Genomic DNA, 15,025 nt, shown 5'->3' on the forward strand with positions numbered 1-15,025 from the left:
GGAAGCTGAAAACCTATCTCGCCTTGGCACTGGCCGCGAAGTCGGATACCGGCAGCACATGTTTGCGCTCCAGAACGTGATACACGATGCCGGTCAGCAGCAGCCCGAACACCATAACGCCGGACAGGAAATACAGACCGGACGCCAGGCTGCCGGTCATTTCCTTCAATGCACCGATCACGAACGGCCCGATGTACCCCCCAAGGTTGCCGACCGAGTTGATCAGCGCTATACCGGCTGCCGCACTGGCACCGGCAAAGAAGCGTCCCGGCAAGGTCCAGAACACAGCCGTACAGGAAAACAAAGCGAACGCCACGACACACAGTGCGGCCAGTTGCGCCACAGGTAAAGTCAGCCATGCACTGCAGAACAGGCCGATGGCACCCAGCACATACAGCACCGCCAGATGCCCGTAACGGTCATTGAGCCTGTCCGAACTGCGCGGCACGATCAGCAGGCCGATGATGCCGAAGATGTAGGGCACCGAGGACACGAAGCCAGTGGTCAGGTCACTGCCGCCGAACTGTTTGATCAGCGTCGGCAGCCACAACCCCAGACCGTAGATGCTCAGAGTCACCGGCAAATAGAACAGCGCCAGCAGCAGAACGCGCTTGTCTTTCAAGGCGTGCAACGGGTTGCCGTGACGGGTCTGGCCGTATTCTTCCAGGTCCTTTTTCAGTTCTCCGGTGAGCCAGTCTTTCTCGGCCTGATCCATCCACTTGACCTGTTGCGGACCGTCCGGCAGCCAGCGCAGCACCGGCCAGGTCAGCAGAATCGCTGGCGTGCCGATCACAATGAACAACCACTGCCAACCGTGCAGGCCAAGCACGCCGTCCATGCCCAACAGACCGCCGGAGACAGGTCCGGTGATCATCATGGCGATGGGTTGCGAGAGGATGAACAAGCCGAGGATCTTGCCGCGATGGCGAACCGGAAACCATTGGGTGATGTAGTAAAGCACGCCAGGAAAAAAGCCTGCTTCAGCGGCGCCGAGCAGAAAACGCATCACATAGAAACTGTGAGGCCCCTGCACAAACGCCATGCCAATGGTGATTGCGCCCCAGGTGATCATGATCCGCGCAAACCAGCGACGTGCACCGAAGCGCTCAAGCATCAGGTTGCTGGGAATTTCCAGCAGAAAGTAGCCGATGAAAAACAGCCCGGCGCCCAACCCATAGGCCGCGTCGCCAATACCGATGTCCGCGCCCATGTGCAGCTTGGCGAAACCCACGGCAGAACGGTCCACATAAGCGATCAGGTACAGCAGGATGAGGAATGGAATCAGTTTGAACGTGATGCGGCGTATAAGCCGCAGTTCCTGGCTCATGTAGGCGGTCTCCCTTTGTTTTTGTTATGGAACCTGCGGGGATGACCTCTGTGCCTGGGTGCTGAATGACACCGCACGTGCGCCAGGATAATCCCTCGTCTACGAATGACTATATAGTAATACTATTTAAACTGACAACTCTTCCAATACGCGTTTTTTAGGCTTACCTTAGCCAACAGTATCGCCATTAAGTCTTACAATAAGAGAGCCGATCATGTCTGACTCCGATAAAAAACCGACCCTCCGTTCTGCCCAGTGGTTTGGCACTGCCGACAAGAATGGCTTCATGTACCGCAGCTGGATGAAGAATCAGGGCATTGCCGACCATCAGTTTCAGGGCAAGCCGATCATCGGCATCTGCAACACCTGGTCGGAGCTGACCCCCTGTAACGCACACTTTCGGCAGATCGCCGAGCACGTCAAGCGTGGCGTGATCGAAGCAGGTGGCTGGCCGGTCGAGTTTCCGGTGTTTTCCAATGGCGAATCCAACCTGCGCCCCACTGCGATGTTTACCCGCAACCTGGCAAGCATGGACGTCGAAGAAGCGATTCGCGGCAACCCCATTGATGGCGTCGTGCTGCTGACCGGTTGCGACAAGACCACCCCTGCCCTGTTGATGGGTGCCGCCAGCTGCGACATACCCGCCATCGTCGTGACCGGTGGGCCGATGCTAAACGGTAAGCACGAAGGCAAGGACATCGGTGCTGGCACCATCGTCTGGCAGATGCACGAATCCTACAAGGCCGGGACTATAAGCCTGGACGAATTCCTCTCCGCCGAAGCTGGCATGTCGCGCTCGGCGGGCACTTGCAACACGATGGGCACGGCCTCGACCATGGCCTGCATGGCCGAAGCACTGGGCACCTCATTGCCACACAACGCCGCCATCCCTGCTGTGGATTCGCGACGTTACGTGCTGGCCCACATGTCCGGCATGCGCGCAGTCGACATGGTCCGTGAAGACCTGCGTCTGTCGAAGATCCTCACCAAGGCCGCGTTCGAAAACGCCATCCGGGTCAATGCCGCCATTGGCGGGTCGACCAACGCTGTCATCCACTTGAAAGCCATAGCCGGACGCATTGGCGTCGATCTGGATCTGGACGACTGGACACGCATGGGCCGGGGCATGCCGACCATTGTCGACCTGCAGCCTTCCGGGCGCTTTCTGATGGAAGAGTTCTACTACGCGGGCGGCCTGCCCGCCGTGCTGCGACGCATGAACGAAGCCAGACTGCTGCCTAACCCCGACGCACTCACCGTGAACGGCAAGAGCATCGGCGAGAACACCTGCAATTCGCCAATCTACGGCGATGACCAGGTGATTCGAGCACTCGACAACCCGATCCGCGCCGACGGCGGTATCTGTGTACTGCGCGGCAACCTCGCGCCGCTGGGCGCAGTGCTCAAGCCATCGGCTGCAACACCGGCATTGATGCAGCATCGAGGTCGTGCGGTGGTGTTCGAGAACTTCGAGATGTACAAATCGCGGATCAATGATCCGGATCTGGACATCGACGCCTCCTCGGTCATGGTGCTGAAGAACTGCGGCCCCAAAGGCTACCCGGGCATGGCAGAGGTCGGCAATATGGGCCTGCCAGCCAAACTGCTGGCCCAGGGCGTGACTGACATGGTGCGTATCTCCGACGCACGCATGAGCGGCACGGCTTATGGCACCGTAGTGCTACACGTCGCGCCGGAAGCGGCCGCCGGCGGACCGCTTGCCGTGGTCAAGGAAGGCGACTGGATAGAGCTTGATTGCGCCAGCGGGCGTCTGCATCTGGACATCCCGGAAGCCGAACTGGCTGCGCGTCTGGCCGACTGGCAAGCACCACCGCAACTGCTGCTTGGCGGCTATCGCCAGTTGTATATCGATAAAGTGATGCAGGCCGATCAAGGCTGCGACTTTGACTTCCTGGTCGGTTGCCGGGGTTCAGAAGTGCCTCGTCACTCGCACTAGTCACCCGCATTACTTGCACTAAAAGAAGCGGCGGTCCCTTGTTCTGGCGACCGCCGCAAACCTTGTGCGATGGTATGATGCCCAGCAATCACTGCCAGGACAGACTTGCGTTCCCATGGATTATCGAAAGCCTTCCGACCGAAAAAGCATGCACACCCGCATCGTCCAGGAACTGGGCATGCAGATCGTATCCGGGCGTTTCAAGCCTGACGAAAAGCTGCCTGCCGAAGCGCTGCTCTGCGAAGAGTATGCCGTCAGCCGACCTGTGTTGCGCGAAGCCACTCGGGTACTGGTCGCCAAAGGGCTGGTCTACTCGCGACCTCGGGTCGGCACGGTGGTCAAGGCTCGCCGTGAGTGGCACCTGTTGGACCCCGACGTACTGCACTGGGTAATGCAGAGCTCGCCGCAGAATGAATTCTTCCACCTGCTGACCAGCGTGCGCGCAGTCATCGAACCGGCTGTTGCAGCACTGGCTGCGCAATACGCCACGGATGCAGAAATCGAATCGATCCACGAAGCATACCTGCGTATGGAGGCGGCACCGACTCCGGAAGACCTGCTGCAACCGGACCTCGACTTCCACAGCCGCATCGCCGACGCTACGCACAACGACCTGCTCGCGCACTTGTGCAACATGCTGTCACTGGCACTGCGCGAAGCGCTCAAATACTCCAACAAACGCCCCAACCTGCACGAACTGGCCATGCCGCGCCACAAAGCCATCCTCACTGCCATCCAGAACCGCGACGCCCTTGGCGCGCGGCATGCCTCACTGGTACAACTGGACGATGCGCGCAATGCGCTGAGCGTGGTGCTGAGTGGCGGTTGATCGACTCGACTGAATCGATAACTTCCTTGAACTGTCCATTCGCCGTGTTTATTAATCAGGCACGGCGAACACTGCTGTTCTCTGATACCAGTCTCTATATCTTTTATTTACGTAGGAAACATCTACTTCAGTAGTACGACATTTATCAACCCAGCGTAAGCCCTGTCTTGAATTAGCGCAAACGGCGATCCGCCCTTTCCGAAAATATAAACTAATGCTATCTCTCCCTGCACGTTAATTAAGACATTACGCCTTTCCATATACGTCGATTAAACACATCAGACGTCAGGAAGCTGTGCAGCCTGCAGAAAAAACACCACTCAGGGAGAGTTGCATGAAACTTCTAGCCATTGTCCAGGGTGATACTACAGACCACGGAGGGGTTGTTATAAACGGTGACCAGACAAAGCGCATCAATGGTTTCCCGGTGGGGCACAGAGGCTGTGACGTCATCTGCCCATTGCATGGCGCCAGCAAAATCATTGGTGAAGAAAACAACCTCCATATCGAAGGGAACACCATCGCCTTGGAGGGCGACCTGACCAGCTGCGGGGCTAAATTGATATCTACACAACAAAGCTTCTTCAGGGTTGGAAGACGGTCGAGTGCTGTTGAGTCTGCGCCGGCTATTTCAGTCGGTAATGATCAGAGTGTAACCAGCGAGTGTGCAGTGGATGAGGTGGAGCAGTCAGCTGATTCATGGGTGGGTCAGCGAACGTCGCTCGCATGCGATGAGCGTTTTCGTGTGTTCGATCAGAAGCGTTCCAGCCTTGGTCATCTCGGCTATGTGGTTATGCAAGACCAACGTTGCACTGCAGTCGGAGTGCTTGACCTGCAAGGCTACAGCCGCAGCCACACAAGTCCTGCGGTCATCGCTCTACAACTCGCAACCACCGCCCCTTGGCCGGTCATGGAGTAACCCCGATGTCCCTGAACGATTTCCAACGCACCAACGCTTTGGGCCCAGACACCTACTACGCTCTGCCGCAAGGAGCCTCACATACCTACGCCCCGACAGACACCCCAGCCAAAGAAGTCATTATCCAGAGCCTGGCCCTCTCCCGCCTACCCGGAGCCATGCGCAACATGGGGTGGGACACGGCAGCGGCGCTGATGCAGCGCTGGTTTGACAGTCCTGCGTGGGAGATGCCGGAGGAATGGAAGGAAGAAAAAACCAAGCCTGACCCGTCAACACTGCTATCAGCGCAATGCGATGAAAACATTGTAAAGATGGACTGGGCGATGCAGTTTGAACGCTGTAGATACGCAGTTAAGCTTGCAGAATCCAGGGTGACCACTGTCAATGGTATTGAGCGTTTGAGATTGCTACTGAAAAATGCTGGCTGGGCAGGTGAGGAAACATTCAACTTAGATACTACGATGATGAAAGCGTCGCAGATAGACACTATATCTCAAATAAACTTCGCTGAATTCGGTTCTGCCTGGAACAGGCTGGATGATATGTATGGCTCTCTCGGACGCGCAACGCTCAAAGTCGGAGTTTCGGGAAAAACCTTCATCAAAGAAAGTCCTATCACTCACGAGGCTCATAATTTTTTTCAGGTTGAAAATCTAGGATTCTACATACGCGATCATTACGACTTCAACGGCCTACAATATCTTGGCACTTGGACAGAGGACCGAATTCTTACCAAAACTGAAAGCATCGTAACATTGACACCGCAAGGAAATTTAATAGTACGGTTGAAGGACGGCCCATTCGCTGCCATAACGAACACTCACTTTCGTAAATATCGAGAAAAAACAGGTAGCGGAGGCGATTTTATTATTTATTCAGATGTACACTGGAAAATATCTCAAACAATTATTGATCTTGGTTCAATACTTTGAATATTCCCACACAAAGCTTAAAATTTATAATTACTTATATTTTAATCTCAGGCAGCCTCTGGATGGCCTCAGAATGGTGGGAAAAGGGTTTGGCTAAACAGCTAGGCCACGCCGATATTAGCCCAAACGGATGTTATAGAGTTGAAACCTTCAGGCCATTCTGGGTGTTACCCATGATATTTCATAGAAAGCCTGATCCAAATAACGATATATCACCGAAAATTTTACCATCGTGGAGCTACCCAGGCTTTTATCGTTTGTATGATCAGCGTCGTGGCAAATTAATCGGGGAGAGTCATATTTATGACCTTGAATCCGCAAGTGGAACTTTATACTGGGGCGATAAAATCATGCCTAAGGTCATGGCTGGATTTATTTATATCGGCCCTAACCTTCAAGATTGCATTGGTGACCAACTTGACAACCCGATACCAAAAAAATAATAGTCGAGCGAAAATTTCAATATTCCTGCTGGTCGGCATCGCGACGTTTAGCACTCTATGGACCGCCTCTGAATGGTGGGAAAAAGGCTTGGCAGAAAATCTAGGAGACCCCGTCATTAGCCCAAACGGGTGTTATAGAGTGGAAGCATTTAAACCTTTTTGGATTTTGCCAGACATCTTTCACCCAGAACCCGACGTCAATGAGATTAATGCGCCCAAATGGTTTCCGTGGTGGGGATATCCGGCTTTTTTTAAACTTTATGACAATCGCAACGGGCAGTTAATATCCGAGACTACTATTTATGACCTGGAAGTAGCCGGTGGAGAAATAACATGGGGATCCGGGTCCAAAACTGTTTTTATAGGGATGATCCCCGTTGGACCCAACACACCTGATTGTATTGGTGATCAGCCAGACGTGTCGGGATATGATCGATGACGCCAGCGAAGCGACGCGTAACTGTTTTCCTCGCTTACATTACTATCGCAGGCAGTCTCTGGATAGCCTCTGAATGGTGGGAAAAAGGATTGGCTGAAAAATCAAGCGGCCCGCACATAAGTCCGGGCGGATGTTATCGGGTAGATATACTCCAACCATTTTGGGTCTTACCGATGATATTTCATCGAGAACACGATCCCAACGAAGATCAACCACCCACGTGGTTTCCCTGGTGGGGTTACCCAGCCTTTTTTCGACTTTATGATCACCGCACTGGCGTATTGATTTCAGAGACGAAAATTTACGATCTGGAGTCATCGGGCGGAAAACTGTCATGGGGAAGTGGATCGGGAGATGTGATGTCCGGTTTGATCTCCATAGGACCCAATGCTCCTGATTGCGTGGGTGATCGCCCTACTCGCGTGAGCCCTCGATGAAAACGGTATCGAGACGCTGGGTATTTTTTCTGACCTACTTAACCATCGCAGGCAGCCTCTGGACCGTCTCGGAATGGTGGGAAAAAGCGTTGGCTACAAAATTGGGGGCAGACACGATTAGTCCAAATGGCTGCTATCGTGTTGAACGTTTTAAACCACGCTGGGTGCTGCCCGACATATTTCATCGGGAGTCTGACCCTAACGAAGATACCGAACCCAAGTGGTTTCCATTGTGGGGATACCCCGGATTCTATCGTTTATACAATAACCATACCGGCGCGCTGATCGGCGAAAGTAAAATTTATGATCTTCAGTACACAAGCGAACCATTGGACTGGGGCTACCCATCCATACCAAAAGTAACAGCAGGCATAATTTATATCGGCCCTAATTTTCCTGAATGCATAGGCGACCAACCTATAGCTATAGATCCAAAAAAATGAAGCATCCCAAAAGACATCTATTGCTATTAATATGCTTTGGCATGAGCAGTCTCTGGATAGCTTCTGAATGAGGGGAAAAAGGCTTGGCAGAAAAATCGAGCGGCCCGCACATAAGTCCGGCCGGATGTTATCGGGTAGATATATTCCAACCATTCTGGGTCTTACCGATGCAGGGGTGATCACCCTGCTCGCCTGAAGCCTCAACGACGGGAACACCAAGACGCTGACCGTTTCAATGATCGTTACCACGCGACGCGCTCAGCGTCGTATACAAGCCCGGAACAGCCAGGCAAGCATTGCCTTTCAGGAAGTTAAGACGGCTGCGAAGCGACACTCAAAAAACTGGCTGCCGATTCCCGGCAGATCGTGGACGAGTCCACTCCTACGTGACGAGAGATTGCGGACAAGCGAAGCGTCATCCGTTCCGCTTCATAGGTACCCTTTCTCGGGCTGTTCAGGACTGTGTATGACGCTGAGCGCTCCAGCATGGAAACGCACTTTTCGACACTCTGCGCCGCAAAAGGACGCAGAGTGACAGGCCGCCACGGGCTCAATGCGAAAACAGCGAGTTGCCCACCTTCCCCGCCATCTTCTCCGGTTTGATCAGGAACCGCGCCAGCGCTGGCAGCAGCCACAGGGCGCCGAACATGTTCCACAGCAGCATGAAGGTCAGCATCAGGCCCATGTCGGCCTGGAACTTGATCGCCGAGAAAATCCAGGTGCACACACCAATAGCCAGGCACAGGCCGGTGAACAGCACGGCCTTGCCGGTGGATTTCAGGGTTTGATAATAGGCCTCTTGCAACGGCAAACCGGCGCGCAGAAAGCTTTCCAGGCGGCTGTAGATGTAGATACCGTAATCGACGCCGATGCCCACGCCCAACGCCACCACCGGCAGGGTCGCGACTTTGACGCCGATGCCCATGAACGCCATCAGTGCGTTGCCCAGCACAGACGTGAGCACCAGCGGCAGGACGATGCACAGGGTGGCGGCCCAGGAACGGAAGGTGATCATGCACATGCCGGCCACGCAGATGTATACCAGTATCAGAATGACCAGCTCGGACTGTTTGATGACCTCGTTGGTCGCCGCTTCGATACCGGCGTTGCCGGCAGCCAGCAGGAATTGCATGTCCGGTTTGTCATTCTGCCTAGCGAAGTCCTGCACGGCGTGTACGGCACGGTCGAGGGTTTCGGCCTTGTGGTCGTTGAGGAAGACCAACAGCGGGGCCAGCGAACAGTCAGTGTTGTACAGGCCATCAGCGCGGGCGATGGAGTTGTTCAGCACGTCCTTGTTACGCGACAGGCTTTCCCACTTCAGGTTGCCCTCGTTCATGCCCTTGATGACCTGTTTGGAAACAGTCACCAGCGAAATGGCCGACTGCACGCCCTGAGTGTTTTCCATTTTCCAGGCCAGTTCGTTGATCGCTGACAGGGTCGAATACGCCGAGCAGCCCTCGGGCGGTGTCTTGACCATGACCACTAGCACGTCGGAACTGGTCGAGTAATTATTGATAATGAACGCGTTGTCCTGGTTGTAGCGCGAGTCTGGGCGCAGCTCGGGCGCCCCCTGGTCAAGGTCGCCGATCTTCAGGTTCTGGCTGTACCAGAGGCCCCCGCCGAAGGCCAGCACTGCCAATGCAATCGAGGCCGGCGCGACTTTGGCGCTGGCAAAATTCGACAGCAGTCGCCAGAAAGGATGCTCGGAGACGGCATCCTGCTTGCTGCGGCTGATCGCCCGCTTGCTGATGCCCACGTAGGAAATCGCCACTGGCAGCAGGATCAGGTTGGTGAATACGATTACCGCCACGCCAATGGACGCACCGATTGCCAACTCGCGAATCACACCTATATCGATGATCAGCAAGGTGATGAACCCTACGGCGTCAGCCAGAATCGCGATCATGCCTGGCAAAAACAGCTGGCGAAAGGTACGACGTGCAGCGGTCAGGGCATTGTCTGCCGCGCCGGATTGCAGGGCGATGCCGTTGATTTTTTGTACGCCGTGGGAAATACCGATGGCGAAGATCAGAAACGGCACAAGCATGGAGTACGGATCGATACCGAATCCCACCACATGCATCAAACCTAGCTGCCAGATGACCGCGATCAGTGTGGTGCTCAGGACCGCAACGGTGCTGCGAATGCAGCGTGTAAACCAGATCAGCAGCACCAGCGTGATCAGGAAGGCGATGCCGAAGAACATCACCACCATGAACAGACCATCGATCAGGTCGCCGACCTTCTTCGCGAAGCCGACGATGTGAATCTTGATGGTGGGATTCTGCGCCTGATATTTATCACGAATCTTGTCTTCAAGCTGGTGCGAGAACTGCTGATAGTCCAGCGCCAGTAACTTGCCCTGATCGGCAGGGTCCGGGTAAGACTCCTGCAACGGCACGTCAATGATGCTTGACCTGAAATCATTGGCGACCAGGCGCCCCACCTGCCCGGACTTGAGCACGTTGTTGCGCAGTTGATCCAGACTCGCGTCCGAACCGTCGTAGCTCTGAGGAATGACTTCACCGCCGGCAAATCCCTCCTCTGTCACCTCGGTCCAGCGTACGCTGGGGCTCCACAGCGATTTGAGCCCGGAGCGGTCCACTCCCGGAATGTAAAATACTTCGTCACTGATCTGGCGCAAGGTCTCCATGTAAGCCTTGGAGAAGATGTCCCCATCCACCGCTTCGACGGAAATGCGTACCGTGTTGCCCAGGTTCCCCAGGTCATTGCGGTGCTTCATCATGTTCTGGACGAACGGATGCGACAGCGGGATCATTTTCTCGAAACTGGTGGAAGGCCGAACCTGCAACGCCTGCCAGAACAGAAAGACACTGGTCAGCAGGCAAAGGAAGATCACCACAGGGCGATGATTGAAAATCAGGCGTTCGAGAAAGGTGGCCTTGTCGTCTGAGTCTGCTGGCTGTCGAAGAGTGCTCATGCCTGAATATTCCCGCCCTGAGGTTCTTATTGTGGGGTCGTCTCGGCGCCTGTTGGCGAGGCGACGCGCACGCCACCCTGCCCTACGAGAATCAGATTGCCCTGAAGGTTGGCGGCGACACCTGCCAGCGAAATACGGTCGGGGCGATTGAAAACCTCGAATGTTTCTCCATCGTCGTGGCTGCGCATGACGCTGCCACCGTTGCCGACCAGCACCAGCGAACCATCGGTCAGCAGAGTGGCGCTGGCCAGGCCGAATTCGACAGGCCCTCGCGCGCCTTTGAGCTCGATGGGTTGCCAGCTATCGCCAAAGTCGGTGGAGCGAAACAGGTTGCCGCGCAACCCATAAGCCAGCAGCGTCGAGGGCTGTGCCGTGCCGGTCACACCAAACAATGACCCTTGATAAGGACCTTCGATCTTTTCCCAGGTCTGCCCCTCGTCACCCGAGCGAAACATGCTGCCTGCTTCACCCACGACGAACAGCCCCGCCTCTTTCACCTGAGCGATGGCGTTCAGGTGGTATTGATCTTCGTTGTCCAGACGATCGCTGATGTCCTGCCAATGCTTGCCGCCGTCACCGGTGCTCAGCAAAACGCCGTAAGCACCCACGGCCAAGCCGTTGTTGAGGTCCTTGAACCAGACATCCAGCAACGGTGCTTCGCGTTTCAGGTCCTCGAACTGCTTGCTCCAGCTTTTGCCGCCATCGTTGCTCGCCAGTATCTGGGCGTCGTGCCCCACAGCCCAGCCGTGCTGCTCATCGACGAAAAAAACCGCCGTCAACAGCTGGCGGGTAGGCACGCTGGCCTGCGTCCAGGTTGCGCCCTGATCATCGGAAAACAGGATATGCCCATGATCACCGACGACCACAATGCGTGCCCCGGCATGGACGACATCCAGTAGCAGGCCGCGTGAGGCTTTGGCTGATTCGATAGCGTAAACGGCGTTATTTTCAGTGGATGCTGCAATCGGCACAGAACCGGACTCAGCCGAGGCAAACGCGCATGAAACAAGCGTCATCAACAACAGGCCGGCGCATAGCCGGGTGCGCCGATGGAAAGGCTCACGCATGGACTTCTCCCTTTTCTTATTATCAGAGGGTCGCTAAAACAGCACCGACCAGCCCTTGCAGCCCCACGCCCGTAGCCGTCAGGCCATGCCTTTGCGCAAGCTCGGCCATCCTAGGCAGCTTTGCAAATGCCTGACAATCGCCATGTCGTTATCTTTTGTTAAGCGCTGTGGATGTGATTGATCGAACATCACGAGCAATGATCGACCCGCACCGTCGAAAGACTCGACAGGTGCTCGGTTATGGAACGCCGCTGCGGCGCAAGGCAACCGGTTTGAATGCATTTGCAGGGGGCACGGGTTGTGAAAAATCACTGGTGCCAGATTCTTGATTGTCCAGATTCTGGACGTGATAGCGCCGGGCCTGAAGGTCATGAAAGACGTCCAGCGCAGACCAGGTGGTCGGCAGTTCGTAGTAGTTTTTCAAGTAGGCCATGGAGACCCGCCACAAGTGACCGCGACCGTCATATTGATCAACGATTGCAGCCTGCCAGCTGTCTTCGTCCAGATACAGCGTGCGCCGCGAGTACACATGCCGCGCCGAAGGTTTGAGCGTGCCCTCCACCACCCAGACCCGATGCAGCTCATGCCGCGTGTACGCCGGATTGAGGTGTCCGACCTGCAACAATTGGCGATAGGAGATGTCCGGGCTGGATATCCGGTAATTGTTGTAGGGAATATAGATTTCGCGTTTGCCCAGCAGCTCCCAGTCGTAACGGTCCGGCGAGCCATTGAACATGTCGGTGTCATCCGCCGTACGCAGCCCCTCAGAGGCTGGTATCGGCAGGTCATAGGCCAGGCTCGGCGCCCGCCGTACCCTGCGTTGACCGGTACTGTAGGCCCAGGCCTGACGCGGCTCCTGTACCTGATCGAGCGTTTCGTGAACCAGTACTGCGGAGTCGGTCATCCGTGCCTGGCACTGAGTGAACGACAAGTAGTAGAACAATACGTTATCGAGACTGGCGAAGCTGCCGTACGGGTCATAGAAGCGAAACAGGATTTCCTGTCGCGAGGTGACCGGCTTGAAACTGCCGTCGCGCTGGACGGCGACTTCAGAGGCACGGCGCACCACGTAATGGCCTCGATACCGGGCTATGTGGTTCCACACCGCTTGAATGCCTTTCTTCGGAATGGGAAAAGGAATAGCACCATAGGCATCGGCAAAACCGTTGCCGCCATCGATGAGACGGGCTTTTTTCGCGTTGCGCCGAGCGTTGTCGTATACCCATTGGGGTGCCGACCCGGAGCGCCGGGTCGGGTAGATAGGCATCTGATAACTCTCGGGGTAGGCCTCGAACATCGCCACTTGGCCTGGTGTCAGCCGCGCACGATAAAGATTCAGGTTGGCACGGGTGATGCTGAACAACGGCCTGTCACTGGCATAGGGATCGATGTGCCGCGTGCCGGCCCCTTGATACTCCGGCGGGGGGCGAGTGATTCCGCCGCTCCAGGCCGGTATGCTTCCGGCTGCATTGCCAGCCATTTCGCCTCCAAGTGGCGTCAGCCCCTTGCCCAGCGTCAAGCCATCGCTGGCCGTGCTGATGTTGATCGTAAGCAGCAGCGCCAGCGCGAGCCCTATCCATTGTTTAACGAGCACAGTGGCTCTCCTTGTTTGACTGGCCGGAAAAGCGTGCCTGGCAGTGCGCCCCCAGGGTGGCAGCATGAACGGGTTCAATATGCTTGAGGCATGAGCAACTGTCCGATACACGCCGCCTGTGCAAGCGGCGTATCGGACAACTACACAGTGATCAACTGAACAAATAGAACATGCCGATCTTTTAGGTCGGACACAGACTTACAAAGCACTTGCCTGACTCACCCTTACGCGTGACGGAATAAGCAATCCGGTAGCGGCGAGCAGGCAGAACGGTGCATCCCGATGCAACCTGAATGCCAGAACACCCAAGGCAAACAGATCAGGAACACTATCAAGTACAGTTCAGATCATTCAGTGAATGTTCTTTATCAGCGAGTCTGCAAGTTCAAGAAAGACGGTTTGATTGTCTGACAGCTATTGAAGTCAGCCCGACAACTCTTGCCGGCTGTTATCAGAAACGTACACCGTCCGTAACAGTGAAGTGTTACGCATTCGCGCAAGTAACACGCGAACGGAATATGCAAAGGGATCAATCAATGACCGCATGCGGCAGAAAACGGCTGGTGTCTTTGGTGATCAGGCTGTCGTCCTCGCGGATCCCGATGCCTGAAGCCAGGTCACCGATGACCCAGGAACCGATCAACGTGTAGCTGTCACCGAATTTCGGTAGCGGCGAATATGCCTGGAGAATATAAGGCGCATCCGTGTAGGGGCCGTCGACCGCAATGACCTGATCGCCTGGCGTGCGCATCTCGATGTTGGCGCCTTCGCGGGAAAAGTAGGGTTTGCGCACCCAGCCCTTGGGCACCGGTTTAGTTGCGTCCAGATCGACAGACGACGGCAGCAGGTTCGGATGTCCCTCATTGAATTGCCACAACAACGGCAATATGCCCTTGTTACTGAGAATCGCCTTCCACGCAGGCTCGACGAATTGGGTGCCGCTGGCGGGCACATGTTTGCCGAATTCCTCGTGAAATATGTGTTCCCACGCATGCAGCTTGAACAGGCGTTCGATCCAGCCCCCTTGCAGATCGACAAAACGCCCGTCGGCATCGAGCCCGATGTCTTCGATGTCGATATGCCGGGCGTCAATGCCAACGTGCGCCGCCATGCGCCTCAGGAAATCAGTCGTGCCACGGTCCTCGACAGAGCCGGACATGGCGGAAAAATAGAATGGGGTCTGTGCCGAAAATTCTGCGAAAGCCCGCACCAGGTCTTCTGCAATCGAATTGAACTGGGTGGCACGCACGGGCAGGACCCCGCGCGCCATCTGCTCTTCGAGCCAGAGCAACTGAAATGCTCCGGCCTCCATCAGGCTGGTCGGGGTATCCGCATTGATCTCGTACATCTTTGCCGGCCCTGTACCGTCGTAGGCAAAGTCGAACCGTGCATAGAGATGAGGGTGCCCTTGTTTCCAGGACGTCTGGATCACATCGAAAAATGCTTCCGGAATTGCCAGTTGGCGCAGCAGCTCTTCGCTGTCGACCACCCGTGCCACTGCATCCAGACACATCTGGTGAAGTTGCTGGGTGGGCTCTTCCAGGTCGCGGGTAATCTGCTGTTCGGTGAACAGGTAGTACCCGCGCTCGTCCCAATACCGCTCGCCGTCGATGGTGTGAAAGTTGAAACCTTCACGCTCCGCCGTCTGGCGCCAGTCCGGGCGTTCCTCGATGCTTATCTTCTTCATGGCCCGTTCC

The 15,025-nt window shown here is 55.6% G+C and carries 13 protein-coding genes; 8 read left to right on the forward strand and 5 right to left on the reverse strand.

The annotated features are described in order from the left end of the window. Positions 1-13 precede the first annotated feature (13 nt). Positions 14-1,327, reverse strand: a complete 1,314-nt coding sequence (locus POR16_RS16225; RefSeq protein ID WP_024669735.1) for an MFS transporter — start codon at positions 1,325-1,327, stop codon at positions 14-16. A 214-nt stretch (positions 1,328-1,541) separates the two neighbouring features. On the opposite strand from POR16_RS16225, the gene POR16_RS16230 reads away from it, so the two are divergent. The 8 genes from POR16_RS16230 to POR16_RS16265 all read left to right on the forward strand — a co-directional run bounded on the left by POR16_RS16230 (position 1,542) and on the right by POR16_RS16265 (position 7,726). Then, positions 1,542-3,284: an IlvD/Edd family dehydratase gene (locus tag POR16_RS16230; RefSeq protein WP_005892350.1), complete on the forward strand. Its 1,743-nt coding sequence runs from the start codon at positions 1,542-1,544 to the stop codon at positions 3,282-3,284. A 115-nt stretch (positions 3,285-3,399) separates the two neighbouring features. After that, entirely contained in the window at positions 3,400-4,113 is a 714-nt protein-coding gene (locus POR16_RS16235; RefSeq protein ID WP_005892348.1) for a FadR/GntR family transcriptional regulator, read from the forward strand. Positions 4,114-4,447: 334 nt separating this feature from the next. Then, positions 4,448-5,032 carry a PAAR domain-containing protein gene (locus POR16_RS16240; protein WP_005892346.1) on the forward strand — a complete coding sequence of 195 codons (585 nt, stop codon included), beginning with the start codon at positions 4,448-4,450 and terminating at the stop codon, positions 5,030-5,032. 5 nt (positions 5,033-5,037) lie between these two features. Then, entirely contained in the window at positions 5,038-5,964 is a 927-nt protein-coding gene (locus tag POR16_RS16245) for a DUF6402 family protein (protein ID WP_005892344.1), read from the forward strand. Continuing rightward, positions 5,961-6,407 (forward strand): hypothetical protein, encoded by a 447-nt coding sequence (locus POR16_RS16250; RefSeq protein ID WP_005892342.1) that lies wholly within the window; start codon positions 5,961-5,963, stop codon positions 6,405-6,407. Before POR16_RS16245 ends, POR16_RS16250 begins: the two co-directional genes overlap by 4 nt. Positions 6,408-6,420: 13 nt before the next feature. Further along, on the forward strand, positions 6,421-6,846 hold the full coding sequence (locus tag POR16_RS16255; protein ID WP_080267827.1) for a hypothetical protein: 426 nt from the start codon (positions 6,421-6,423) through the stop codon (positions 6,844-6,846). After that, entirely contained in the window at positions 6,843-7,283 is a 441-nt protein-coding gene (locus tag POR16_RS26630) for a hypothetical protein (protein ID WP_080268161.1), read from the forward strand. The genes POR16_RS16255 and POR16_RS26630 overlap by 4 nt, the downstream gene beginning before the upstream one ends. After that, positions 7,280-7,726 carry a hypothetical protein gene (locus tag POR16_RS16265; protein ID WP_005892340.1) on the forward strand — a complete coding sequence of 149 codons (447 nt, stop codon included), beginning with the start codon at positions 7,280-7,282 and terminating at the stop codon, positions 7,724-7,726. The genes POR16_RS26630 and POR16_RS16265 overlap by 4 nt, the downstream gene beginning before the upstream one ends. A gap of 550 nt (positions 7,727-8,276) precedes the next feature. On the opposite strand, the gene POR16_RS16270 is transcribed toward POR16_RS16265, so the two are convergent. The 4 genes from POR16_RS16270 to POR16_RS16285 all read right to left on the reverse strand — a co-directional run bounded on the left by POR16_RS16270 (position 8,277) and on the right by POR16_RS16285 (position 15,015). Then, the gene (locus POR16_RS16270; protein ID WP_005892339.1) at positions 8,277-10,667 is read right to left on the reverse strand and encodes an efflux RND transporter permease subunit; all 2,391 of its coding nucleotides are present in this window, start codon (positions 10,665-10,667) and stop codon (positions 8,277-8,279) included. 26 nt (positions 10,668-10,693) lie between these two features. Then, complete coding sequence (locus tag POR16_RS16275; protein WP_005892337.1) at positions 10,694-11,734, reverse strand: WD40/YVTN/BNR-like repeat-containing protein; 1,041 nt, start codon at positions 11,732-11,734, stop codon at positions 10,694-10,696. A 238-nt stretch (positions 11,735-11,972) separates the two neighbouring features. Beyond that, on the reverse strand, positions 11,973-13,328 hold the full coding sequence (locus POR16_RS16280) for a DUF1329 domain-containing protein (RefSeq protein WP_005892335.1): 1,356 nt from the start codon (positions 13,326-13,328) through the stop codon (positions 11,973-11,975). A gap of 529 nt (positions 13,329-13,857) precedes the next feature. Further along, positions 13,858-15,015: a glutathionylspermidine synthase family protein gene (locus POR16_RS16285; RefSeq protein WP_005892331.1), complete on the reverse strand. Its 1,158-nt coding sequence runs from the start codon at positions 15,013-15,015 to the stop codon at positions 13,858-13,860. Positions 15,016-15,025: the final 10 nt, after the last annotated feature.

The organism is Pseudomonas coronafaciens pv. oryzae str. 1_6, assembly GCF_000156995.2.
Lineage (GTDB): Bacteria > Pseudomonadota > Gammaproteobacteria > Pseudomonadales > Pseudomonadaceae > Aquipseudomonas > Aquipseudomonas tremae.

Excerpts from the sequence above, each read along its gene's own strand:
- POR16_RS16225 (WP_024669735.1), bottom strand. The coding sequence starts at position 1,327 with ATGAGCCAGGAACTGCGGCTTATACGCCGCATCACGTTCAAACTGATT.
- POR16_RS16245 (WP_005892344.1), top strand. The coding sequence starts at position 5,038 with ATGTCCCTGAACGATTTCCAACGCACCAACGCTTTGGGCCCAGACACC.
- POR16_RS16275 (WP_005892337.1), bottom strand. The coding sequence starts at position 11,734 with ATGCGTGAGCCTTTCCATCGGCGCACCCGGCTATGCGCCGGCCTGTTG.
- POR16_RS16285 (WP_005892331.1), bottom strand. The coding sequence starts at position 15,015 with ATGAAGAAGATAAGCATCGAGGAACGCCCGGACTGGCGCCAGACGGCG.
- POR16_RS16240 (WP_005892346.1), top strand. The coding sequence starts at position 4,448 with ATGAAACTTCTAGCCATTGTCCAGGGTGATACTACAGACCACGGAGGG.
- POR16_RS16230 (WP_005892350.1), top strand. The coding sequence starts at position 1,542 with ATGTCTGACTCCGATAAAAAACCGACCCTCCGTTCTGCCCAGTGGTTT.
- POR16_RS26630 (WP_080268161.1), top strand. The coding sequence starts at position 6,843 with ATGACGCCAGCGAAGCGACGCGTAACTGTTTTCCTCGCTTACATTACT.
- POR16_RS16265 (WP_005892340.1), top strand. The coding sequence starts at position 7,280 with ATGAAAACGGTATCGAGACGCTGGGTATTTTTTCTGACCTACTTAACC.
- POR16_RS16235 (WP_005892348.1), top strand. The coding sequence starts at position 3,400 with ATGGATTATCGAAAGCCTTCCGACCGAAAAAGCATGCACACCCGCATC.
- POR16_RS16270 (WP_005892339.1), bottom strand. The coding sequence starts at position 10,667 with ATGAGCACTCTTCGACAGCCAGCAGACTCAGACGACAAGGCCACCTTT.